This window comes from Borrelia coriaceae, assembly GCF_023035295.1.
GTDB classification, from domain to species: domain Bacteria; phylum Spirochaetota; class Spirochaetia; order Borreliales; family Borreliaceae; genus Borrelia; species Borrelia coriaceae.
In genome coordinates this window covers 163,633-188,079 of record NZ_CP075083.1, presented here as the reverse complement: position 1 = coordinate 188,079, position 24,447 = coordinate 163,633, and the positions used below count along the sequence as shown (strand labels likewise).

Genomic DNA, 24,447 nt, shown 5'->3' with positions numbered 1-24,447 from the left:
TAGTTTAGTTGTTATTAGTACAAAGCTGACGCGCGCGATCTCTATTATTCCAATATCCCTCTCACATTACCACCCTCACAACTCCCACTATCCCTTATCAATAAATATCACTCCAATACTTGTAATTCAGCCTAACAGATATTAGATTACATAATTTTATTTAAATGGAACATAATTAACAGTGAACAAATAATACTTATATAAACACCTCTCAATCATTTAACAATGATTATAATCTTTCAAAAATTTCTCAATCCTTCGATTAACATGCAAATAATCATGCTTATCTTTATCATAGATAATATAACCTCCTACAAGGCCAATAAACTCTTTTAAAACACCAAAATTTACCCTTACCTGTTGGGGGGGGACTACTAGCACCTCTTAGGGTGTCTAAACCTTTATCTATTTTTCAAACACACCCCTTGCACTACTCAATCCATCTTCTTCCTTTAATATATCACTCTTCATATTAGCTATTACACCCTCTAATCTACCAAGATGGTTATTATATAAACCTTTGAAATATATCTACTCTCTTTAATCTTCTTAATTAATTGATTCGCAATTTGCTATACACCACAATTATACAAACTTCCTGTCTTGACAGAACCAAATTCTTTTCCAAAACCATTAATTAATTTATATACCACACCTCTCACTTCTTTTTTAATCACCTTCTCCATCATAGACTTTTCATCATTAATCCTAGATTCTACAAAATCCAATGTTGACAATGCGTCGGCGAAACTCTTATTGAATTCATTAAGCTGTGCTAAAGTAGATTCTATTTCACACTCTTAATTTTATTAATCTCGAACTCTTGCTCAGAAAACCCCTTCTCTTGATCTTGACCCATTGCATATAAAAATGGGTTAATAAGAATCTGCTTTGTCTGTGCTTCGTTTACAATGTAATCCTTACTAGATTGTATTTTTGTACTTACACATTTTATTGCTTCTATAAAATGTGTATTTATAGTTTTGTATTTATATGACATATTTATTAACAATGAATTTTCTTAAATATATTATACTTGACTGTTAACTTATTATCAAAGGTCTAAATATTAGATTTAACAGTATCAATTTGGTTATCAAGGTCTATACTTTTACAAAAGAAAGGTATTGAGCTAGTTGTTATAAGGAATATATCCGAAAGTATGACAGAGTTACAGTTTGTGTTTCGAGATAATGCAGTATTAACTCAAGAGCAAAAGGAAACTTTTGTTGTTCTAGAGGTTGTTGAGTCTGATGTTTCAAATTCAGAGTCTGATTTGGAAAGTGTAAAAAATTCTTCTGAAGGTGGTATTTCTACAACGGTTAATTAGCAACCTTTGGAACAGCAGACTGAAGATGGTAGTAAAAGTATTGAAATGGGACAACAAAAGAATGAGGAGACAAGACCTATAAGTGAGATAGAGTTACGGTCTGATGAATCTCAATCTAATGCGTTAACACAAGAGCAAGATCCTACTGATCATTTAGTTGTTCAAGTTAAAGCTACAGCCGATATTCCTGATCAAAATGGAATGAAAGTCGACTACATTCTTTATCCGAAAGAAGATAGAGAGCCTACTTATTTTAATAGAAGTTAAATATCATAAGAATAGGGAAAAAATTGAAAATTATTTTAAGCAATTAAAACTTAAATTGAAAAAGTTGAAACGAAATTGTATACAGGATTTAAAGAAGGGTTTACTAGAGATATCAATAATATTGGTAATCATGGTAATGGAAATATTCAGATTTTTTGCACATTAGATTCTAAAATTCAAGAAATTAAAAATCTTATTAAAATAAGCTATGACAATAAATTCCAAAAATATAAAAAATAACTTTCATAATCACTAATTTTAATAAATCAATATAATTTAATGATTACAAGGTAATATATTAAATATATCAATGAAGTTATGACCTACACTCAATGTAATGATGAATAAATGGATTGATTTCAATATCCTCCCCATTAACTTCTAGCCTAAGAATCCAAATTTATTCTCAAATGCTTATTTTAAGCTATCTCTCCAAATTATTTTAATTTATCCCCCAACACTACATTATGCTCAAAATCAAATAATTTTTATTTTAAAATAAAAATTATTTATTATATGATATCAAACTATTGTCATTATTTAAATTATTAAATATAATAACTCAAGTGAGATATACTAGATTAATATCAAATACATGTCTATTCATTCTTCTACTTACATTTACAGCTTGTGTATCTATAAATCAAGATCCACAAAAAGCACAATTAAGAGTAAAAAAATGGGAAGATGAACTTAATCAGTTAAAGGCCGATCCAAAATTTTTAAAAGAAGTTGAGCGAGTTAAATCTTTACCTGAAAGGTTTGTATCTGCATATGATGAAGATTATGAGCCAACTTTTAGATCCTACTCTGAAGTCACCTTTGTTACAGGGCTCTGCCATAGTCCAGGCGATTCTTTTGGAAGTCTTGAGCCTTTATTTGAAAAAACATATGCTTTTTTTAAAACCCTTAAGAATAAAGATCCAGCAAGAGTAGTACATCTCATACAAAAAATGAAAAAACTAACTTCATCCTTTGCACAAGTGGGTGAGTTTAATGATATATTGTCGCATAGGTACGAAAGAAAAACTTATTATAGATACAAAGATGCTCTTAACAAACTTTACGAATTAAATAACAAAAATAAAGAAGCATACTTCACGGCAATCAAAATGTTTGATCCTAATGATATAGATAATAGTATTTATGAATTAGAAGATATCCAATCTTCATCTGAAGCTACACACAAAAAACAAAAAGATATATACCACAAATACGTAAATCCAGAATATACAAAGAAAGAAACTAAATGGCAAGAAAATTTTAAATACTTACAAAAATATTCATATTTTTTAGAAGAAATAAACTTAATCAAATCCTTAAGTAAGGATGAACTTAAATCCTATATGAGGAAAACCTTTGTTAAAGATAACATTTACCCATTAAAGCCATCTTTAGAAGAAGACTTATTTAAAAATTTATATCCATTTATTGATGCTCTTAGAGATAAAAACCCAGACCAAGCAGCATATCTTGTACATGAAATGGTAGAGATATCTTCTCTATTTCCTGAAACACAAAATTTTACACAAGATCTTGAAGAACAATTAAGTAACAACACTTTTTACAACCATTTGAAAGAAAAGGAAGAGATACACAATAAATACAAAAATATGGTTGAACAATTTATAAAATCACATGATTCAATCAAAAAAGACTACCTAAAAGCAATAAAGGCATTAGAGCCTAATAATATAGATGAAAATTTTTCCAAATTCATGAATAAATTCATAAAAATTCGCAGTTCAATTCTCAATACAAGCAAGGAAGCATTCAAATCAAATAAAGATTACAAACGCGAAATATTTCGTGCAAATCAAGCCTATATTCAAAACTTATCTGATAATGATTTTAAATCTTACTTTAAACAAGTGTTCATTACAAAAAATGCCAATCCATCAAATTCTTTAGAAAAAGATCCTTTATTTCAAAAAGCATATAAAGCTATCAATGCCATGAAAGATAAAAACCCAAATCTAGCATGCTCATTCGTAAACAAAATGACAGATATGGTTTTTTCCTTAATTAAGGCACAAAAATTTATAGAAGAGTTTACTGATATATTAAATAATAAAAATTTCCATCTTAACCCTCTAGCAAAGCGCAAACTTTATACAAAATACAAAAACACACCAGAAATAATTAAAAACTTATATCAATCAATAGAAAAAAAATATTTAGCAATACTAAACAAATTGAATCCTAATGATGCAGATGATAGCCATCGAACACTGAGTTTCAATCTTTCGGATCTTCACCATTCAATTGACGACATCAATATCGATATAAATTGCATAAAGAGATCATATAAAAGAGATATATATAAATTACACAAATCCATGGACATTTAAAATAATGTTATTACATTATCTACCTTAACTAAATTACTACCCTTTATAGTATTACTAGTACTATCCAAAATGATATCATACTTGTGCTATTTACTTATAACCTAGATGATTTATACTATTAAAATCACTCACATAAGTTACAACAATAAAAACAATTGACACAGACCTATCTTGTACAAACTGATAGCTAAAAATTACAAAAATTCATAACTCAATTATCAGTATATAAAATCAAATCATGGTTTTTAGATAACAAATCTAACCAAATATTAAATCCCACAAATTTTCATAAACTCATAGCTGCCTCATATATCTCATCAACAGTAGGATAACTAAACGCCTCTTTTAACCGCAAGTCATACTCAGAAGGAGAATTGTTGTCTACTGTTTTTGTTGAAACAGAAAGCAAATGGTTTATTATCTCATCAAGCTTAGCAGCACCCAACTGGCTTAATAAAATATAAAATTCCTCAAGAGAATAGGTTTTAGAATTTTCCATATCAATAGGATTAGTTAATACCGAAATGAAACGTCCATATATCGCTTCGTCTTGAAATTCAACCAACCTACTTTTTAATGCTCCTTCTAAAGTTTCACCTTTTAAAACATTAAGAACCCGGTTGCGTAGCTCAGTAATCTTACCGATATAATCAACACTATAAAATATATCGGTATAAACCGTATACAACGCTTCTCGTAAATTTGTTGCATAATCATTATAGCAATGATCAAACTCAATCCTGAAATTTTCCTTTAAGCTTTCTGTAGAAATATTATTAAATGCTTCTTTAAATTTTTTTATCTCTTCTAAAAATCTGCAACTAATATGCATAATTCTCATAACTTCACGTAAATATGAATTATTTAACCAAATAAAAACTGTATCATCAGACCCAACATGATCATTAGATTCAATATTATTAATACCATTTGATACCTTGAGCATAAATCTCAATGCTTCTAACTCTTCAGCTGATAAATCCTTATATATCTTGATAAATTTTAAAAATTCAGCAATCTTTTTATCCACACCAGCCAAATATTTTTCAAATTCAGCTATTTGCTCATCACTGGTAAGGCTATCATACACACCTTGAGAATCGGCAGCATTAAATGAGTTTTTTAAAAAAAATAAATATGTCTTGCTACAAAAATCAAGAGAATTTTGCAATACTTCTCTTGCAATTGTATTCTCAATATTATCAATAATAACTTGTCTTTCTTTTTGTTTGCCAATAAAATCTAAACAAAGTCGTACTATCTTATAAAAACTCAATGCCCCCAGGTCACTTAGCAACTTATAAAAAGCATTATGAAAATACTCCTTATACTGACTCTCAAAAGAAGAATCTGTTACTAAATTCCTTATAGAATCAAACTCTACAACTTCATCACTTGATAAGTTTGAATAAAGTTTATCAAACTCTACACCCCAAATAAGATCTACTTTAAGCTTATTAAACTCATCTGCATATTTACTATTATGAAAATCATAACTCATAATGTTAGCATATACATCATCAGGTTCAGAGAGAGAGAAAAGTTTCTTTAAAATCAATTTATATTCTCTCATCAGAGAGTCAAACCGCACTTGCAAACCTAATACTGGGTTATCATTAGGATCATGTTCAATTAAAGAAGCAAATCGAGCTTGCAAATCTAATACTTTGCGACGATTCATATCATAAAATATATTTTCAATTGCAAATATTGGGTTTAAGATATCTGCAAAATGTTCTAAAATTTCTTTAACCCTTAAATCACCCAATTTCACTAGCAGCAGATTAAAATCATCAGGCAAATACGTCCTACAATCATTATCCCCAATACTAAGATCAGTTACTATCCTTTTAAGATACCCAATTATTGCTCTCTCATTATCAGATAAAGTTTTATGTAAACCTTTACCATCCAAATCTAATGCGTCATCAATATCTTCCTTAAGTTTATTAAGCCTAGACTTATGAACCTTATCATAAGCTGTAACTTGATTATAGATCTCATCGACATTAGTACTACTAAATCTTTTCTTTAAATCCAAGCTATAATCTAATATTATAGAATAAAACTTCATTCCGAATTCATATTCTGATCTAAATTTCTCAACATCTTTAATAGCCAATTCAACCTCTGATAGTAGTTTAAAAATCTCTAAATGAACCTTTACAATTTCTTTAACCCTATCATATCCTAAATCACTCAATAAGTTCCTAAATTCATCAACAGAATACGCTCTATAACCTTGCTCAAAACCAATAATCAAATTACATACCACAAGTTGCATTAAATTAATTACTTCCCTTACCCCACCAATACCTGAATGCTCTAATTTATATATCATATCACCAAATGTTAAAGTCCTATTAATTCCTTTAGGTGTACTAGAACTACCCTCTAGTTTCTTAAACCTAATAAAATTGCTGAAAGCTTTGCTAAAAGGCTTTCCCCTAATCATATTATCTTGTTGCGGAGATTTTAAATTGCAACTTATAATTAATAACCAATGAATTATCACAAATAAAATTAATAACAAATTCTTCATATTTACATTCACACCCAATAATATTTTTTCAATCACAATTTAAATTGAAAATATTATTTCATTATACAATAATATATGATCCTTTTTATAAAAATTATTATTAATTATTAATATTTATTATAATTTAAACGATTTTTAACCTTTCGCTTGACACTACTCTTATTCTTGGCAAATTCTATACGATCACTATTATTCTTTAAGCTTGACATCAACACCAACTATTTAAGCTTAAATTATTAGCTCCTTACTAAACAATAGCCTACGCATACTTTCTTCTTTTTGCACTCTGACTTTTTTTTTAAGTTCATCAACAATATCCACCCTATCTTTTTATTACAATTAAAGACATTAGTTATAGTAAAAGTCTTAATTTACTTCAATTCATTATTATTTTTATCTTCATAACTCATATTTAATGAAATATAGATCGGGTAAAATAAAATACTTATGATAAATAATTCAATTATGTCAATGTTATTTCGAGTTTTATTAAGTTTAAATAACAATAACTATTTATTTTTTAAAACATATTAAGTCTTCTTAATATACGGTTATTGCTACATAAACTTATTTTAAAGAGAATTTAAAACATTTTTTTTATTTTTCTAGAATTAATTAATAAGATGCTATATATTTATGCAATAAAAATAAAATAAGGAGACTGAATACAATGAATAAGACAAAGTATTTAAGCTTAAGTTTGCTTTTAAGTTTCATCAGTTGTGATTTAATACTTAATGACGAACTTAAAGATAAATCCGTGGATTTACTTGATCAAATACATACTGTACTGGATGCCAAAAATGATAATAATATTCAGAAAAATGGTGTCCTTAAAAAATTTAAAAAAATAATATATATAAAAACAGACCAATTAAAACAAGAAATAAAAAATGAAATTAATTCAAGTTTTATTAGCAGCAATCAAACTGAAACTCAAGCAGGCTCTAACAATCAAAATGAGATTCCAATTCCTGCAGGAGGATATAGTATAAGTGGTTTCGCTGGAGGTGGACCTCTTAAAGGAGAAGAGGGAGAAACACGCTACACAAGTCTTACTGGAACAGACTCAACTCCAATAGTATCAGGCTCATATTCTGACATTACTACAGTAATAGAAGAAAACTCATTTACACCAATCGTATTAGGTGCTCACTCAGAACCTAATACAATAATAGAAGAAGAGCAAGTAGTACCAGATCCACAATCTGAGATTGCAAAAGAAACAGAAGACGAAAAATATAAAAAATTATTATCTTCTGTTATATATGATATGCAAGACACATTTCATTGGATCAAGAAAATAAAAGAATCTCCATCAAAATTCTATACAGAAAGGTTTATACTCCAAAGTAGCGCTATTAGTGTACAAATAAATTACAACAAATATTACAACGCTACTCATCAAGATTCCCAAAATAATGATGATGCTAATAAAGCAAAAGAATACTTAGAAGAAGCTTCCGTAAAAGTAAGAAAGATGGGTCGCTCATATAAATATGATGCAAATGATCTATCAACATTGGAAGAAAATTTCCAAAAAACAAAAGAATTACTAGAAAAACTTATGGCTAGTCACTCAAAAAGGTAACATTAATCAAATAGGCTACAATATTGTAGTCTATTTTTATAAGCTATTTCCTAGTTTATATCCCAATTTAAAACACACAAACAATATTCCTGTGTATCTTACATCTGCTCTTTCACCAAATAGTTTTAAAGCTTCCTCTTTTGTCTTTACATGTCTTGGTATTCCTTTTATATTACTGATTTTACATAATACATACCCCTACTAGCATCAATCATATATTGCCACAAAGCATAAAGCAAGACTCACCCAATAACCCTTTTATACAAAATAAGTAACATTTAATATCAACACCAAAAATCATAAATTATTAGAGCTTTACAACTAAATATCTCCTTATTCAAATTACACTATATAGTAATCATCAAATTAACATATTTATTCAACTTATTAATATTTTAATATCAATGTTAAACTTAAATATTTCTTTAAAGATGATCTGCAAGACAACTAATTGATAACTAATTACCAATCTTCAACAGACAACTCTTGTAAGTGACCTTATGAGTACAAACTTTCAAACTTGACAATACTCTTAGCACTGTTTTTAAGAATACCAAAATTATAAGCATCCCCCATATGCATAGCATAATAATAAGCAATATCAGGAATAGGACTATTGAATTTCAATTTTAAATAATATGGATAACCCAATATCTCGTACTGATTAAAATTACGCTTAAGTGTCTCTCTTAGTGAAGCTCTCTTAATCTTATTTATAGCATCACGTGCTTCTGGCAAATCCTCATGCCTGGCTCTAAGATCATTGAAATAAACTTCTATAATATCCCTTAACTTAAACTTACCTAAAGCACAAATCAAGTCATAAAACTCAAGATCAGTATATGTATTAATACCCTCACCACTCCCAATATAAGGACTAGTTACTATATTTCGCATATCCATAACTGCTTCCCTATCCTCATTAAATATCTCAAATACGTCCAATAAATTATTAAATTTATAATCCATATCCTCTTTTGAATTTCTCCTTATACCTTTGCTCATTCCACTTTCAGATACTTCTCCCTTTCCAGCCAAGCCCCTTACAAGTTCTTCTGAGGATTTAAAATTATAACTTATTAGTAGCAATATTAGTAGCAATAATAATATTAACACCATTAACAAACTCAAACGCTTCATTTTAACAAATCAGTATCTCCCCTTTTAAGCAAACATTATGAAATTTAATTAATATTATTTAAATAAAATTTTTAAATAAATTTGACTGTATATTTAATTGATCTGATTAAAATTTAATCCTTAAACTTAAATATTTAAGGATTAATATTTTTTAAGTATTCCTAAAATTACCCAAAAGACTACCTATCATAACTGCTCTATTTCCAAATGGAAGAAGCATCACTTGTGATCTTCTCAAAACGAGCTGAATAATCAAGACTCATAACAGCTCTATAAACATCATTAGGAGTAAGTTTAAAAAAGGCCTCTTTTAGCGCACGTGAGTAAGAAGTAAGTTCCGAACTTAACCCATCCTTCAAGTCCCTTTGCAACTTTGCAAATCTAACACTCTCTATAGCCACTTTAGCAGCATCAATTGCCATAAAAGTTTTTTGAGCATTAATTACAATTTCCCTTACCTTATCAACTCCTAATCTGCTCAAAAAGTCATAAAACTTAATATAATTATATGTTGCTTTATCCTTATCATCAACAAGAGGACCAGTTACTGCAAGTCGTATACTATCAAGTACTTCAAGCTCAGAAGAAGATAAATGGGCTGAATATTGATCTTCACCTAATTTAACAGCTAAAGCCTCATCTCTAATATCAGTAAAATTCTTAGCATAATCACTATCCATAATATTACGATAAACATCATCAAGAGTAGCCCCACCAAATAAGCCCTTCAAATAAGAAGGATACTCATTATCATAAGCATACAGTTCTTTCATTAAAGGTTTTTTTGCCTCTTCTCTTTTAATGTCCATTATAGCTGTTAGGGCCTCTCTTCTTGTTTGAAAAGTCATTAAAGAAACGTTTATAATATCTTTTAATTTGTCATGACCTAATTGCCTTAATAAGTCATAAAACTCAATTTTACTATACTCTTTGTAAACTGTACCACTAAGAATATTAGGATTAGTTAATACATTACGCATATATGCAACTATGTCAAGCTCCTTTTCTGATAACTTTCCGGCATAAAGCGTCCCGTCTTCTATAATACCAATAACTTCATTTTTGATCCCAATAAAATTACTATCACTACTCTTTATAAATTTATTATAAACATCCTTAGACCTAGGAGCATCAAATAACGATTTCAAATAAACTGAATAATATTTTTCGTAATTAATAAAAGCCTTCTTAACACGTTGCCTTAAACCTTCATTAATTCCTGAAAGCATTTTGGAAACTTCTGCTCGAGCATCTTCTTTTAAATTAATAATTTTTAAATGAAATGCTATAATTTCCCTCAACCTATTACTACCTAAATCTGTCAATAAAGTATAAAATTTATCATCATCATATGTTGCATAACCCTCCTTTTTACCAATAGATTCATCAGCTAATACAAGCCGTATATACTGAACCGCTTCGATCTCTTGCTCAGACAACTCAAATGTACTTAACAGAGTATCAATTTTAATATCAATATCAATATCAATATCATCACTCACATCCATTTGAGAAGAACTATGTATAACACTACCGTCTGGGATTACTACAGGAATACTTACAACAGGTTTTTCAATCCCCTTTTTAACCAAATTCCCTCCAACCGAAGTATCTCTCTTGGATTCTACATCACAACATATTATTAAACATAATGGTAGTATTAAAAACGAACTAATATAACTTACCTGCACACCACTTAACATCTCCTTTAAAAATTAAATGAATCCATCATCATTTACATAAATATATTATTACAACCTCTACACACTATCACGTGAATATTTATCAATAATTTTTAATCCACCTGCATACCTACCCACACAAATCAACAGCCTTAGATATGTGGAGGTTAAGGTATGTTTTTATGCAAATATGTTTGCTATTTTACTAATAACTAATGTTATAAATTGAATAATCGGTGGGAGCATCACAGGACTTAAGATGGCCACCATTATTCCAAAAATCCACATACCAAATTTTACTGTCAAATCAAATTTTGATAATAAAACATCAAATTTGGAAAATATCTCATCTCTTGTACGTTCAAGTTTATCATTAAATCGTTCCTCAGACTTAATAAGTCTCTCATCAACAGATTTAATATATTTAGAAAGTTCAGGTGGTGTTGTATTATTAAGTCTATCGCTAAAACATTTGTCTATAGCTTCAAGCTTATCGTTAAATCGCTTCTCAGATTCAACAGACTTAACATCGCTTAATTCTATATTCTTATTGATGCTATATTCTAATTCCTTAAGCCTAGCTATTAACTTATCTTCCAAAGACTTAATATCATCCGCATTAAGAGTGGTCTTATAAATATTTGTAAGGTAAGATGAAATATCGCTCTTCATACCAAGTCTCAATAGTTCATCTAAAACCTGTTTATAAGTAATACTAGGCAAATGCTTGACTTTAACTATTTGCATAAATTTCTCTTAAATCAATTATATATTAATTTAAATTAAATTAATATATAATTGATTGTCTTCAATTTACTTATTATGATCAACTACTCTAAAAATAATAAGTTAAATAAAAAAAACAATAAAATTAATGAATTACGATATCTAATCATTAGCTAAGAAGTAAAGCTTTGTATAAATATATATATAGCTTACTCCTATCTCCTTATACTGATTTTCTTTAAATGTGCTTTAAATTTTTAAATTCCAGTGCTTATAACTAATACCAATACCATTAAGTACTAACTTCGGTATTAACAACTGCTTCTTTTTCAGAAACGGCTTTAGCAGCATCTTTAATAGACATAAAACTCTCTAAATGATCAATACCTATAATTGATTTATAAATTTCATCAAAATTTAACTTATTGATTGTTGATTTTAAAGCCAATACATAAGAACACTGCTTATCTTTCAACCTAAATAAAAATTCTTTTCTTAATTTTTCGTCTTTAATACCATTTATAGCTGCTAAAGCATCACTTTGGACTTTAAGAGTTATCTTAACATGGTTTATAACTTTATCCAACTTAGCCTTACCTAAGTTAGAAAGCAATTTATAAAACTCATTATCACTATATGTTCTGTAACTTTCAGGACTACCAATACCAGAATCAGTTACTACACGATGCACATATTCAATTACAGATCTTTTATCACTAGGTAACCTTGCATATAAATCTTTACCCCTTATAACACTGTTAATTTCATCTCTCAGCTCAATAAACCTAGCTACAGATGGACTATTCATAAACCTATCATATATCTCATCAGAAGTAACCCCGCTGAATAATTTTTTCACATGCAATGGATAAAAATTTTTGTACTTATTAAACCTAATAAGCGAGTCCTTTTTTAATTTCTCTTCCTTAATACCCTCTATAACTGCTAAAACATCCTTTTGAGCTTTAATACTTTTTAAATGAATTTCCATAATTTTTTTCAACTTAAGAGCACCTAGACTAACAAGCAAGTTATAAAAGTCATTACCATTATAAGTTATATAATCCTTAGAACGACCAATACTAGAATCAGTTAATATGCCTTGCATATAAGCAACTATTGCCCTCTCATTATCTGATAAACCAAATTTTAAAATAAGCTTATCAAGCTTGATATTAAGATTTTCACCTGAACTACCCACTTCAGCATCACTCTTAACATTACTCTTGCCTAATTCTTTAACATCGCCTTTTACCACATCCGTTTTAGATGGTGATTTATAAGACAAATCGTCGCTTTTAGCCGAATTTCCTAATGATTTATTTTTAAGAGCTTTCTTTCTAAGCGTCTTATTTCTAAATGAACTACTTCTAAACGAAGAACTACTTCCCAAAGAACTATAACTACTTCCAAAAGAGCTATAACTATCGCCAAGAGAACTAGTTCCCAAAAAACTATAACTATCTCCAAAAGAACTATTTGTCAATTTGGAATTTGCTTGAGAGTTAACATCACAACTTATTACTAGCAATATAAAAATTAAGAATAGTACTAAAAACGAATTAGCATATCTTACCTTAACCATTAAATTCTCCTTTAAGACTAAATCGATTAACTAATCATATTAAATACATCATTAAATTATGACATGTTACTCTATCACTATATTATCAATATACATTTTTTATACATACATCTTATTATAACCATCTAACATCATTATTGAAATATTTATTAGCAAATTTTATTGACTTTAGTAAACTAAAAACCTTAGCTTAAAAAGCTAATCACATACCTAAGGCTTAACTTCAAGGTAGGATCTTACTGATGACGCTCTGCATTTAAGACAGCCTTCTCAAGATCTTCTAACCTAATTAAAAGCTCAGTATGCTCAATAGCTGCATACACATCATCAGGAACATAAAAATCAAACATTGACTTTATAACAACTCTAAACCTACGCTCTTCAGCATTAAATTTACTCTCTAACTCTCATCTTAATCTCTTATCAACAACATCATTAATAAGCCCTGGCAGACTTCTTATTATGGTGCGAATCTTACCAAAAAACTTTATAATTTCACTAAGCTGATGACGATTGAAACGAGCAAATAAAAGATTAAACTCATAACGCTCATACGTTTTATAATGTGTATTACTATCTCTGTCATAAATATTAGGATCTTTTAATATATGGTATAAATAATCAATGACTATCTTCTGCACACCAGATAATTCTGCAAGTACTTGTTGAAAATTTACAAAATATTCAGCTTCAGTCAAAATTCTCCCAAGCCTAAGGATAATTCTCTTATGACTCTTAAGAAGATCAAATCTAATATCAGGATAAGGATAAGACGCATCAAATAAACGTTGCAAAAATAATGCAAAAGAATTTCTGTGATCATAAAGCTCACTTCTTAATTTAAGCCTAAAGTCCCTATCATTAATCTTGGCAATACAATTTGCTGTCTTTTTTTGCATGTCCACAAACTCCAATACAGGCAAATCAAGAACTTGTCCCAACCTAGAGACACCCAAATGACCTAGCACAAGATCAAACATATAATATTTACAGGTCCCATGATTATAGCTATAATCTAAAATTAAATTTCTAAAACCCTTAAGATATTCGTTAGTACCACTTAAATTTGCGAATTGCTCCTCACCTCTTATAATGTCCTCAACCATATCTCTAATCATAGGAAGGTATAAAATAATTATTATTCTTCATAACCCGTCTATACAAATAATCAGAAGACTTACTAAAGAAACTCTTTAACCTTGCTTGATATCGGGACTTGTAGGGAAAGAAAACATTTCTCAATTGGTTTCTTGATTCCTCTTTCTTGACTTTCTCAATCAGTACTTCAATTTCTGGCATTATTGCATTAGTAGATAAATGAAATTTAATAATGTCTCTAATCTTATGAATGTCTAAACCACCCAACAAGAGATCAAACTGACGGGCATTAATAGTTCCCCTGTGTCTGCCAATATCGGGATTAGTTACTATAAGTCGTATATTATCAATTATTTCAGACTCATCTTCTGAAAGCTCATCATTGTATAAGAGTTCAATATTTTCAAAATTTCTAGCAGTATCTTTAAGTCTAATAAAATTACTAGAATAAATATCACCTATAGCTTGAACATAAACCCTATTAAGCTTTTCCTCATCAAATTCCCCAAGTATATTAAATCTTGCCTTTATTCCAGAATAATAATCATCATAATATTTATCAAATTCCTTTTGCAATGTCTCTCTTTCGTCGTAGTTTTTAACATCTTGAATAGCTAATTGGGCTTCATTTAGTCTGTTCAGAATGTCTAAATGGACTTTAATCATTTCCTTAACCCTATCACACCCCAAACCAACTAACAACTTATCAAATTCGTAACTATTATAAGTTCTATAAGGAATATCACCAGTATCAAGAGCAGTTGCTGAACTTCTAAGTTTATCAATTATGCTCTTCTCTTCGGGTAACAACCCTGTCAACAGATTTTCAACATCTAAAACTCTTATAGCCCTATTTTTAACCTTCATAAAATCTGGCTCATAGTCTTTCTGACGAGCTGCTATGTTAACACCAGTAAGATCGTTAATATACTCATCCTTAAAGAGATATTTTAAACTCTCTTTATACCTAAAAGACACAGATTCAAACTCATTTATCAATTCTTCTCTGAATTTATTTAACCTAATTTTCTCAATAATCGATTGAATCTCTGCTTGCATCATGATATTTACCTGAATATTGCTTATAACAATCTTCAAATGGAAAAGGCTAGTGCTATTCAACAAATTATAAAATTCAGAATCATTATATGTTTTACTACGTGCAGGCTCGAGAGTAGGATCGGTTAAAAACCCTAACATATATACAACTACTTTCTTCTCATCATCAAGTAACCCAAAGTCCTCAAGTAACTTTTTAAGTTTAACATCCATGCCCTCACCTGTAAGCATTTTAAAAAACTATCAGATACACCTTGTTTTCCTGAAAGAATGTCAACTGTAGATTTAAGACTACTTATAGAAGATTTTGACCCCAACTGATTTTCTTTGCTCTTTCTAAGTAGATTGGCTTTAAACTGGTCTACACTACCAACCTTAGGTTTAAGTACAGGCTCTTTTTGTGGATTACAACTCATTACTAGCAATAATAATATTAAGATCAATGCTAGTAAAGAACTGATATATCTTACCTTAACCATCAAATCCTACTTCAATTTTAAAACTAATTCATGATCATATTAAATACGCTACTATAACAGTCAGAAAGTATTACTTATATGTTTAGTACTCGGTTATTTATTTTTTAAATTTAACTATATTATTTATTATAACTATCAAATATCATTAATTATATATTTATAAGTATTTAATTATTTATTTTTTAATTTAACTATTATTAACTATACAAAATAAAAGCCTTAGATGCTAGCATCTAAGGCTCAATTTAATTAACTAATTTGTAGTATGGCACGCATCTCTTTTAATGTCTTGAAAATGCGTTGATCAATCATTACAATTAATCCATAAAACCACACTAGAATCAGTATGCTCAAATAGTGATGTTACATAATATCCACATAGTCATAAACCTTACTATCCAAACGATACCTTAAGTTTTTTTGCCATTCCTTATTCTTAAGAGAATTAATGTCTCTTAAAATTTTATCTTGGCATGATAAAACCCCTCTAATAGTCTTTATCATTTGCTCAAGCCGATCAGCCATTAAAACACCTAACTATTTCAAAGCAATAATCAGTGTGCCTTATATCAGCCATAAATTTGTCACGAAAATCACGATCAACTAACATAGAGCATAAATAATGCATAATCCTATTACCATTAAGATCTAGGGTTTTCATCACTTGATTCATTATGCTCTCCCACCAGCTTTAACAGCGGCTTCTATTATTTTAAGAAACTCTTTTACAACGTCTTCATTATTAACATCTGCAATAATATCATTGCCGCTTTTCTTATCACCACGAATATAGTCACTTGCATGATTTGTAAGCAATTCTCTTATTAACTTAGCAGAACCAAGCTTACAATCTTTCAACCTATCTTCCAACTTTTGTCTTTTTTCAGAATCAGAAACACTTGCAACAGCCGCTTGGGCTTGTTCTCTTACATCGAAAAAGTTTTTTAAATTCACTGTTCTAAGTTTTTTCATACGCTCAAGACCGTAATTACCCAAGACATAATCATAATAATAATGGTCGTCAAAAGGATCAGCAGGATCATCAAGAGCCTTATCAACTATTAAATCTCGAACATCATCAATCAGTCTTTTATCATTACCGCTTAATCCCTCGTATATAGTTTCACCTTGTACAACCTTTTGAGCCGTACTTAAAGTATTACCAAACCCGTCTTTTACTTCCTCAAGAACCCTTTTATAGCGCTCAAACTCAGTAGCATTATTGCAAAGATTCTTTAAAGCGTTTGGATATAGCTCATTGCGACTCCTATTAAATAAACCCTGAATCTCCTCTCGTGAAATATCTAACTTAATCTTGCCAATCTCTACTGATGTGTCATTTTTCATAGATTTGACCGCCCTATAAATTTTAACAACTTCGCCAAGCTGATGAGAATCTAAACCTTGCCAAAAGATAGCAAAACCAACATCACTAAGCACAGGAAGGCTAGGATCACCAAGATCGGACCTAATTACTATTTCTTTAATCGCATTAAGTGCTTCACGGGTATCTGCATCAAGATCCTCTATTCTTATATTTGACGTGCTAGCTAGATCTCTAATACTAATAAAATTACCCGTATAACGATCTTTAAGAAGATTAAGACTTCCAAGGAAATCCTCAGCAAAAGAAGGAATACCTACTTGAAGTTTCAAGTCCTTTTTAAATCGGAGTTCTACATCATTAAACTCATTTCTGAAGCTATCTTTTAATTTAGGTCGACTCACTCCATTAATAGCCTGATCAGCTGCTGTTTGTGTTCCTAAAACTGCCCTAACAGTATCTATCATGCCCCTCAAATCATTACTATTAGCCCTCTCAAGTTGCTCCAAATAGGCAGTCTCTGCACGTGAATCAACACCATCAACCTTTAAATCACTGTCATCTTCTACAATACTCAACACATATGTAATTATCCCCCCATCTTCTTCAGGTAATTTCAATGTGCTCATTAACCTTGAAATTCTCTCATTAATACTTAGAGATCCTGTAAGACTACTATCTTGAGACTCTGTACCCCCATCTTTAGATCGACTCCCTGCATGATCTGTAACTTCAAGACCTCCTTCAGGCCTTACTACAACAGGAGGTTCTTCTTCAGGCGCTGCAGGCTTTACTACAACAGGAGTTGCGGGCACTGCAGGCCTTCCTGGAAGGCTATTAAAACCAAATGCAAAACCTCTGCTATCATCCCTCCTATTCCTAATGAGAGTTGATGTTCCAGGTGGTTTACGACTACCAACATGAGGATCTCGTTTTGAATCACAACTTATTACTGGTAACATCAACATTAACAATAATAATACTAATAATGCATTTAATGCATTGGCATATTTTCCTATCATAAAATATCTCCTTTTTTAAAATAAATTAATCTATTAAATAGATTATAAAATTACAATTCTAAACAAATAATTACTAAACACTTTTATTTGCAAATTGCATTTACATAACTTACCAAGTATTTACTTGCATAAATTAAAAACTTTAGATGCTTGAGGGTACTAAGGTATACATTTTAAGTACCAAATGTTCTTCTTAAACGTAACAAAGCTCACTTGCAATAAATGCAACATTATAATGAATAACCTTATCAACAACATCATAAGTAGGCTCATTTAATGAGTCTATTAAATGCCATCTCTTTAGACTATCAAAAAACTATCAAAAGCAAGCAGCAACACTAACCTTGCTTGAGTTGTTTACTTAATTCATCATAATTGCTTGTGCTTCGTGTACATCTAAAACACTCAAAGGAATTTTTATAATCTTCTTCAACCTAAAACTACCTAAGCCACCAAACAAATTACAAGTCCATGATTATCATAAGTCTTAAAACTTACATAAATCAGAGGTAGCAAATCAATGCATGCACCTCTCGCATCCATCAATTTATTTGCTTTATATTTTATCAAGCATCCCAAATATGCAAAAAAACTTTAACCATAATAAATCATCTCAACGCTCCTCCCTATTTTAAACATTTTAAAAATACTGCTTATATTCTTAACTCCTTTTCACCACTTTTATTAAGCTCACTTAAAGCAAATCTGCCCTAAAGGCTATAATCTTTAGGCTTGTAAATTACAGCCTATTACTAAAAATAATAGACATACCGACATAAAAGTAATACCAGTAATAAACTGGTATCTCTATCTACTACCAGACATCAGCCCCCTATGAAACTTAATCTATTATCAAACCATTACATTTAAATAAAATTATTATTTTGTAATGAGATAATCAATGTAATACATTAGCACAATCTTAAAGACTATGCAATATTTACTAAAACATACTTTTTTATTGAATAAATATTTAAAAGCATATCTATGCGCATAGATATCAATTACGAGCCTTAAATCTTCTGATCTAAGGCTTAAATTTATTTACTATTTTAAACTATTCTTAATTTAAAGCCTAACTTCAAAGCTTCTTCAAAGCAAAGCTTAAATATAGCACTACCTTAGGTACTGCTTACTGCAGTACCCCTTGGCAATACTTAAATTTTTTTGCCATTCCTTATTCTTAAGAGAATTAATGTCTCTTAGAATTTTATCTTGGAATGATAAAACCCCTCTAATAGTCTTTATCATTTGCTCAAGCCGATCAGCCATCAAAACACCCAACATGATTTTAAAGCAATAATCAGTGTGCCTTATATCAGTCATAAATTTGTCATGAAAATCACGATCAACTAACATAGAGCATAGATAATACACAATCCTATTACCATTAAGATCTAGGGTTTTCATCACTTGATTCATTATGCTCCCCCACCAGCTTTATCAGCGGCTTCTTTGAGTTTATAAAATTCTGCTATAACTTTTCTACCAGAATCAGTTGCAACCATACCATTATTCTTCAAACGGAAATCAAAATAGGGATTATCCCTTCGAACTTCCTCTCTCATAAACAATGCAGCATCAGACTCAAGAGTTCTCAACTTATCCTCCAACTTGAGTCTTTTTTTAGAATCAGAAACTCTTTCAACAGCTTTTTGGGCTTGTTCTCTTATATCGAAAAAGTCTTTTAAATTCACTGTTCTAAGTTTTTTCATATGCTCAAGACCGTAATGACCCAATAGAAGATCATACTCATAATGCTCGTCAAATCTTACACGAGGAACATCATACTTCCTAAGCACTATGAAATCCCGCACATCATCAACCAATTTTCTATCCGCATAGTTTAATTCGCTGTATATCTTTTCACCCTTTACAACAATCTCAGGTATCATTTCAAAACCTTTAAACTGTGATAAGAACTTATTGATCTTTTCTTGAGCCTCATCAAAATTAGTAGAATTATTGCAGATCTCCTTTAAAACCGATGGATATAGATTATCAGAAGCCCTTTTAAATTCTTTGTCAATATCAATTCGTGACATATATCCCCTAACTTGATCAATCTGTCCTGGCATTCGTGCTTTTATAGCTTGGATCTCCTCATGGAACCTAACAAGCTCGCTAAGCTCATGAGAACTTAATCCTTTCCAAAATGTATCAAAACTAACATCATCAAGCGTAGGAAGAATACGAGCACCAGCATTAGGATTAGTTACTAAAACTTTAATCGCTCCAAGTGCTCTACTGATCCTTCCATCAAGATGATTTATATTCGTATCTGAATTATCAGCTAGGTTTTTAATAATAATAAAACCACTCTTATAATGTTGTTCACGGACATCCTTAGAAAAGGGATTACCACCTACTTTAAGTTTCAACTCCTTTTTAAATTGGAGTTCTACACTATTAAGATCATCTCTGAAGTTCTTTTTTAATTCAGGTTGACTAACTCTATTAACAGATTCATTAGCTTCTGCTTTTGCTCCTAAAACTCTACTAACACTAGCTATCATATCCTTCACATCATCACTATTAGCCCTCTCAAGTATATCCAAAGAGGCAGACACGTCACTTGAATCATCACCTTCAAACCTTAAATCACTATTATTTGTTAAAGCAGCCAATACATATCTGATAGTCACATTATGCTCAGATAAGCTCAATTTGTTAAGTAAACTTGAAATTCTCTCATCAATACTTAGAGCTTCTTTAGCACCATCACCTTTATTTGCAGGTTTCCCATCACGCGTTATATCTGCAGGCGCCCCAATAACATCACCTACAAAATCATGTACATCTCTTCTATGCCTCCCTTTAGCTTCTGCTTGTAATGTTTCAACATGACCAACACGGGGATCCCGTTTTGAATCACAACCTATTACTGGTAACATCAACATTAACAACAATAATACTAATAATGCATTTAATGCATTGGTATATTTTCCTATCATAAAATATCTCCTTTTTTAAAATAAATTAATCTATTAAATAGATCATTAAATTACAATCTTAAATAAATAATTATTAAATAATTTTATTTGCAAATTTCATTTACGTAATTTACCAAGTATTTACTTGAATAAATTAGAAACTTTAGACGCTTGAGGGTACTAAGGTATACATTTTAAGTACTAAATGTTCTTCTTAAACGTAACAAAACTCACTTGCAATAAATGCAACATTATAATGAATACCCTTATCAACAACATCATAAGTAGGCCCATTAAATGAGTCTATTAAATGCCATCTCTTTAAACTATCAAAAGCAAGTAGCAATACTAACCTTGCTTGAGTTGTTTACTTAATTCATCATAATTGCTTGTGCTTCGTATACATCTAAAACACTTAAAGGAACTTTTATAATCTTCTTCAACCTAAAACCACCTAAGCCACCAAACAAATCATTAAATCCATGATTATCATAAGTCTTAAAACTTACATAAATCAGAGATAGTAAATTAATGAATAAAGCTCTCACCCATCAATTATTTGCTTTATATTTCATCAAGCATCTCAAATATGCAAAAAACCTTTAACCATAATAAATCATCTCAACTCTCCTCCCTGTTTTAAACATTTTAAAAATACTGCTTATATTCTTCACTCCTCCTTACTACTTTTATTAAGCTCACTTAAAGCAAATCTGATCCAAAGGCTATATATCCTTAGGCTTGTAAATTACAGCCTATTACTAAAAATAATAGCCATACCGACATAAAAGTAATACCAGTAATAAACCAGTATCTCTACTTACCATCAAACATCAGCTTCTCCATAAAACTTAATCTAATATTAGACCATTACATTTAAATAAAATTATTATTTTATAATGGTATAATTAATATGACACATTATCACAATCTTAAAAATTATGCAATAATTAAAAAATATTTTTTATTGAATAAATGTTTGAAAGTACATCTATTTATGCGCATAGATATCAATTACAAGCCTTAAATCTTATGATTTAAAGCTTAAATTTATATTTACTATTTTAAATTATTCTTAATTTTAAGCTTAACTTTAAAGCTTTCTTCAAAGCAAAGCTTAAATATAGCACTACCTTAGGTACTGCTTACTGCAGTACCCTTGGCAATACTTAAGTTTTTTTGCCACCCCTTATTCTTAAGAGAATTAATATCAATTAATATCTCTTAGAATTTCATCTTGGTATGACAAAACCCCTATTAATAACCTTTATCAGCGGCTTCTGTTTTGATTGCAAGAAACTCTTTTACAACGTCTTCATTAGAAATATTTGCAATCATATTATTAGTATTCTCAAGGGAATCAAAATAGGTACTACCCCTTTCAACTGCCTTTCTCATAAACGATACAGCACGAGGCTCAAGATCTTTCAACCTACCTTCCAACTTCTGTCTTTTTTCAGAATCAGAAACACTTGCAACAGCGATTTGGGCTTGTTTTCGTACATCGAAAAACTCTCTTAAAGCATCTGTTCTAAGTTTTTTCATCACCTCAAGACCGTAAAAACCTAACAGAAAATCATATTCATAATGGAATTTAAAAGGCTTATCAGGATCATCATAAACATCATACTTCACATTCACTATGAAATCCCGCACATCATCAATCAGTCTTCTATCATCATCTCTTAATTCGCGGTATATAGTTTCACCGCTTACAACAGCCTTAAATATATTTAAAACACCATTGAACTTTGCTTTAGACTCTGCAAGCTCATTTTTATAGTACTCAAAATTAATGAAATTACTGCATAGCTTTTTTAAACCGATTGGATATAGCTCGTTGCGCACCCTATCAAATAAACCATTAAGCTCCTTTAGTGAAATCTTTTCATTAACCTGGTTAACCACTACTGGCATTCCCAATATTATAGATTCAATCTCATGACATAATGCAACAACTTCGCTAAGCTGATGAGCATTTAATCTTTTCCAAAAAATATCAAAACTAACATCACTAAGCACAGGCAGATTAGGCCCACCATCATTAGGCTTAGTTACTATATCTCTAATCGAACGAAGTACTTTACCGATCGTTCCATCAAGATCTTCTATGTTCCTATTTGCATTACTAGCTTGGCTTTTAATACTAGCAAAATCATCCATATAACTCTTTTTAAGCAAATCAAGCTTTGCAAGGAAATCCTCAGGCCAAGAAAGCGGACCTACTTGAAGTTTCAATTCCCTTTTAAATTGGAGCTCTCTACGATTAAGATCATCTCTGAAGCTCTTTTTTAACTCAGGTTGACTAACTCCATTAATAGCCCCATCAGCTTCTGTTTTTGCTACTAAAACTGCCCTAACAGTATCTATCATGCCCCTCAAATCATTGCTCTTAGCACTCTCAAGTTGCTCCAAAGAGGAAATCTCGTCACGCACCTCAGCACCTATAGACATTAAATCACGATCATCTGTTAAAACATCCAATACATATATAATGAGCGACACATCATGATCAGGTAAGCCCAAGCTGTGAACTAATCTTGAAATTCTCTCTTCAATAATTGGAGCTTTTTTAGGCCTTTTATTTGGAGTCTCTGTATGAATTACATCTGTAGTCCCTCCTTTAAGGACATTAAAACCAACTACACCGTTGACTGGCTCCCTCCTCCTATTCCTAATGAGAGTTGATGTTCCAGGTGGTTTACGACCACCAACATGGGGATCCCGTTTTGAATCGCAACTTATTACTGGTAACATCAACATTAACAATAATAATACTAATAATGCATTTAATGCATTGGTATATTTTCCTATCATAAAATATCTCCTTTTTCAAAATAAATTAATCTATTAAATAGATCATCAAATTACAACCTTAAATAAATAATTATTAAATAATTTTATTTAATAATTGTATTTAAATAATATATCAAATATTCATTTGCATAAATTAAAAACTTTAGATGCTTGAGGGTACCCAAGGTATACATTTCAAGAACGAAATGTTCTTCTTAAACGTAACAAAAATCACTAGCAATAAATGCAACATTATAATGAATACCCTTAAATTCAACAACATCATAAGTAGACTCATTACATGAGTCTATTAATGCCATCTCTTTAAACTATCAAAAAACTATCAAAAGCAAGTAGCAATACTAAACTTTCTTACTCTTTTTACTTAATTCATCATAATTGCTTGTGCTTCGTCTACATCTAAAACACTTAAAGGAATTTTTATAATCTTCTTCAACCTAAGCCACCAAACAAATTATTAAACCTATGATCATCATAAGTCTTCAAACTTACATAAATCAG

General features: G+C 30.1%; 23 protein-coding genes. 5 read left to right on the top strand and 18 right to left on the bottom strand.

The genetic code is table 11. The features are described 5' to 3' along the window. Positions 1-572: 572 nt before the first annotated feature. Both bcCo53_RS06395 and bcCo53_RS06390 read right to left on the bottom strand, forming a co-directional pair. Entirely contained in the window at positions 573-728 is a 156-nt protein-coding gene (locus bcCo53_RS06395) for a hypothetical protein (RefSeq protein WP_246938425.1), read from the bottom strand. Between the two features lie 59 nt (positions 729-787). Next, a complete protein-coding gene (locus bcCo53_RS06390; protein ID WP_172641931.1) occupies positions 788-1,000 on the bottom strand; it encodes a hypothetical protein in 213 nt (70 codons plus the stop codon). A gap of 180 nt (positions 1,001-1,180) precedes the next feature. On the opposite strand from bcCo53_RS06390, the gene bcCo53_RS06385 reads away from it, so the two are divergent. The 4 genes from bcCo53_RS06385 to bcCo53_RS06370 all read left to right on the top strand — a co-directional run bounded on the left by bcCo53_RS06385 (position 1,181) and on the right by bcCo53_RS06370 (position 3,948). Then, on the top strand, positions 1,181-1,330 hold the full coding sequence (locus bcCo53_RS06385) for a hypothetical protein (RefSeq protein ID WP_246938424.1): 150 nt from the start codon (positions 1,181-1,183) through the stop codon (positions 1,328-1,330). Between the two features lie 6 nt (positions 1,331-1,336). Beyond that, complete coding sequence (locus bcCo53_RS06380; RefSeq protein ID WP_025408567.1) at positions 1,337-1,597, top strand: hypothetical protein; 261 nt, start codon at positions 1,337-1,339, stop codon at positions 1,595-1,597. A gap of 75 nt (positions 1,598-1,672) precedes the next feature. Continuing rightward, the gene (locus tag bcCo53_RS06375; RefSeq protein WP_155806424.1) at positions 1,673-1,837 is read left to right on the top strand and encodes a hypothetical protein; all 165 of its coding nucleotides are present in this window, start codon (positions 1,673-1,675) and stop codon (positions 1,835-1,837) included. Positions 1,838-2,127: 290 nt separating this feature from the next. Continuing rightward, complete coding sequence (locus tag bcCo53_RS06370; RefSeq protein ID WP_025408566.1) at positions 2,128-3,948, top strand: hypothetical protein; 1,821 nt, start codon at positions 2,128-2,130, stop codon at positions 3,946-3,948. Between the two features lie 286 nt (positions 3,949-4,234). Here bcCo53_RS06370 and bcCo53_RS06365 read toward each other — a convergent pair whose 3' ends face one another. Next, the gene (locus bcCo53_RS06365; protein WP_155806845.1) at positions 4,235-6,403 is read right to left on the bottom strand and encodes a BTA121 domain-containing protein surface lipoprotein; all 2,169 of its coding nucleotides are present in this window, start codon (positions 6,401-6,403) and stop codon (positions 4,235-4,237) included. 757 nt (positions 6,404-7,160) lie between these two features. Between bcCo53_RS06365 and bcCo53_RS06360 the strand changes: the two genes are divergently transcribed. Further along, positions 7,161-8,081, top strand: coding sequence for a hypothetical protein (locus tag bcCo53_RS06360; RefSeq protein ID WP_028328194.1), 921 nt, complete (start codon positions 7,161-7,163; stop codon positions 8,079-8,081). Between the two features lie 498 nt (positions 8,082-8,579). Here the strand turns inward: bcCo53_RS06360 and bcCo53_RS06355 are convergent, their stop codons facing one another. From bcCo53_RS06355 to bcCo53_RS06290, 15 genes are all read right to left on the bottom strand, one after another. Next, positions 8,580-9,182, bottom strand: coding sequence for a BTA121 domain-containing protein surface lipoprotein (locus tag bcCo53_RS06355; RefSeq protein WP_246938423.1), 603 nt, complete (start codon positions 9,180-9,182; stop codon positions 8,580-8,582). Positions 9,183-9,418: 236 nt separating this feature from the next. Next, positions 9,419-10,912 carry a BTA121 domain-containing protein surface lipoprotein gene (locus bcCo53_RS06350; protein ID WP_155806427.1) on the bottom strand — a complete coding sequence of 498 codons (1,494 nt, stop codon included), beginning with the start codon at positions 10,910-10,912 and terminating at the stop codon, positions 9,419-9,421. Between the two features lie 171 nt (positions 10,913-11,083). Continuing rightward, positions 11,084-11,650, bottom strand: coding sequence for a hypothetical protein (locus bcCo53_RS06345; RefSeq protein WP_025408560.1), 567 nt, complete (start codon positions 11,648-11,650; stop codon positions 11,084-11,086). A gap of 271 nt (positions 11,651-11,921) precedes the next feature. Next, positions 11,922-13,214 (bottom strand): BTA121 domain-containing protein surface lipoprotein, encoded by a 1,293-nt coding sequence (locus bcCo53_RS06340; RefSeq protein ID WP_025408559.1) that lies wholly within the window; start codon positions 13,212-13,214, stop codon positions 11,922-11,924. A 407-nt stretch (positions 13,215-13,621) separates the two neighbouring features. After that, a complete protein-coding gene (locus tag bcCo53_RS06335; protein WP_025408558.1) occupies positions 13,622-14,332 on the bottom strand; it encodes a BTA121 domain-containing protein surface lipoprotein in 711 nt (236 codons plus the stop codon). After that, on the bottom strand, positions 14,325-15,584 hold the full coding sequence (locus tag bcCo53_RS06330) for a BTA121 domain-containing protein surface lipoprotein (RefSeq protein ID WP_025408557.1): 1,260 nt from the start codon (positions 15,582-15,584) through the stop codon (positions 14,325-14,327). Before bcCo53_RS06330 ends, bcCo53_RS06335 begins: the two co-directional genes overlap by 8 nt. Further along, positions 15,521-15,850: a hypothetical protein gene (locus tag bcCo53_RS06325; protein ID WP_025408556.1), complete on the bottom strand. Its 330-nt coding sequence runs from the start codon at positions 15,848-15,850 to the stop codon at positions 15,521-15,523. Before bcCo53_RS06325 ends, bcCo53_RS06330 begins: the two co-directional genes overlap by 64 nt. A gap of 363 nt (positions 15,851-16,213) precedes the next feature. After that, positions 16,214-16,375, bottom strand: coding sequence for a hypothetical protein (locus bcCo53_RS06320; protein WP_155806430.1), 162 nt, complete (start codon positions 16,373-16,375; stop codon positions 16,214-16,216). Next, positions 16,368-16,523, bottom strand: coding sequence for a hypothetical protein (locus bcCo53_RS06315; RefSeq protein WP_155806844.1), 156 nt, complete (start codon positions 16,521-16,523; stop codon positions 16,368-16,370). Before bcCo53_RS06315 ends, bcCo53_RS06320 begins: the two co-directional genes overlap by 8 nt. Further along, complete coding sequence (locus tag bcCo53_RS06310) at positions 16,523-18,196, bottom strand: BTA121 domain-containing protein surface lipoprotein (RefSeq protein ID WP_025408555.1); 1,674 nt, start codon at positions 18,194-18,196, stop codon at positions 16,523-16,525. Before bcCo53_RS06310 ends, bcCo53_RS06315 begins: the two co-directional genes overlap by 1 nt. Before the next feature lie 1,116 nt (positions 18,197-19,312). Further along, positions 19,313-19,618 carry a hypothetical protein gene (locus bcCo53_RS06305; protein ID WP_025408554.1) on the bottom strand — a complete coding sequence of 102 codons (306 nt, stop codon included), beginning with the start codon at positions 19,616-19,618 and terminating at the stop codon, positions 19,313-19,315. Next, on the bottom strand, positions 19,618-21,150 hold the full coding sequence (locus bcCo53_RS06300) for a BTA121 domain-containing protein surface lipoprotein (protein ID WP_025408553.1): 1,533 nt from the start codon (positions 21,148-21,150) through the stop codon (positions 19,618-19,620). The genes bcCo53_RS06305 and bcCo53_RS06300 overlap by 1 nt, the downstream gene beginning before the upstream one ends. Positions 21,151-21,343: 193 nt before the next feature. Then, positions 21,344-21,475 (bottom strand): hypothetical protein, encoded by a 132-nt coding sequence (locus tag bcCo53_RS08745; protein ID WP_277813758.1) that lies wholly within the window; start codon positions 21,473-21,475, stop codon positions 21,344-21,346. A gap of 25 nt (positions 21,476-21,500) precedes the next feature. After that, a complete protein-coding gene (locus tag bcCo53_RS06295; protein WP_155806432.1) occupies positions 21,501-21,677 on the bottom strand; it encodes a hypothetical protein in 177 nt (58 codons plus the stop codon). A 709-nt stretch (positions 21,678-22,386) separates the two neighbouring features. Then, on the bottom strand, positions 22,387-23,946 hold the full coding sequence (locus bcCo53_RS06290) for a BTA121 domain-containing protein surface lipoprotein (RefSeq protein ID WP_025408552.1): 1,560 nt from the start codon (positions 23,944-23,946) through the stop codon (positions 22,387-22,389). Positions 23,947-24,447 lie beyond the last annotated feature (501 nt).

Excerpts from the sequence above, each read along its gene's own strand:
- bcCo53_RS06390 (WP_172641931.1), bottom strand. The coding sequence starts at position 1,000 with ATGTCATATAAATACAAAACTATAAATACACATTTTATAGAAGCAATA.
- bcCo53_RS06340 (WP_025408559.1), bottom strand. The coding sequence starts at position 13,214 with ATGGTTAAGGTAAGATATGCTAATTCGTTTTTAGTACTATTCTTAATT.
- bcCo53_RS06310 (WP_025408555.1), bottom strand. The coding sequence starts at position 18,196 with ATGATAGGAAAATATGCCAATGCATTAAATGCATTATTAGTATTATTA.
- bcCo53_RS06290 (WP_025408552.1), bottom strand. The coding sequence starts at position 23,946 with ATGATAGGAAAATATACCAATGCATTAAATGCATTATTAGTATTATTA.
- bcCo53_RS06345 (WP_025408560.1), bottom strand. The coding sequence starts at position 11,650 with ATGCAAATAGTTAAAGTCAAGCATTTGCCTAGTATTACTTATAAACAG.
- bcCo53_RS06305 (WP_025408554.1), bottom strand. The coding sequence starts at position 19,618 with ATGAATCAAGTGATGAAAACCCTAGATCTTAATGGTAATAGGATTGTG.
- bcCo53_RS06335 (WP_025408558.1), bottom strand. The coding sequence starts at position 14,332 with ATGATTAGAGATATGGTTGAGGACATTATAAGAGGTGAGGAGCAATTC.
- bcCo53_RS06320 (WP_155806430.1), bottom strand. The coding sequence starts at position 16,375 with ATGGCTGATCGGCTTGAGCAAATGATAAAGACTATTAGAGGGGTTTTA.
- bcCo53_RS06330 (WP_025408557.1), bottom strand. The coding sequence starts at position 15,584 with ATGGATGTTAAACTTAAAAAGTTACTTGAGGACTTTGGGTTACTTGAT.
- bcCo53_RS06315 (WP_155806844.1), bottom strand. The coding sequence starts at position 16,523 with ATGAATCAAGTGATGAAAACCCTAGATCTTAATGGTAATAGGATTATG.
- bcCo53_RS06365 (WP_155806845.1), bottom strand. The coding sequence starts at position 6,403 with ATGATTAGGGGAAAGCCTTTTAGCAAAGCTTTCAGCAATTTTATTAGG.
- bcCo53_RS06325 (WP_025408556.1), bottom strand. The coding sequence starts at position 15,850 with ATGGTTAAGGTAAGATATATCAGTTCTTTACTAGCATTGATCTTAATA.
- bcCo53_RS06300 (WP_025408553.1), bottom strand. The coding sequence starts at position 21,150 with ATGATAGGAAAATATACCAATGCATTAAATGCATTATTAGTATTATTG.
- bcCo53_RS06360 (WP_028328194.1), top strand. The coding sequence starts at position 7,161 with ATGAATAAGACAAAGTATTTAAGCTTAAGTTTGCTTTTAAGTTTCATC.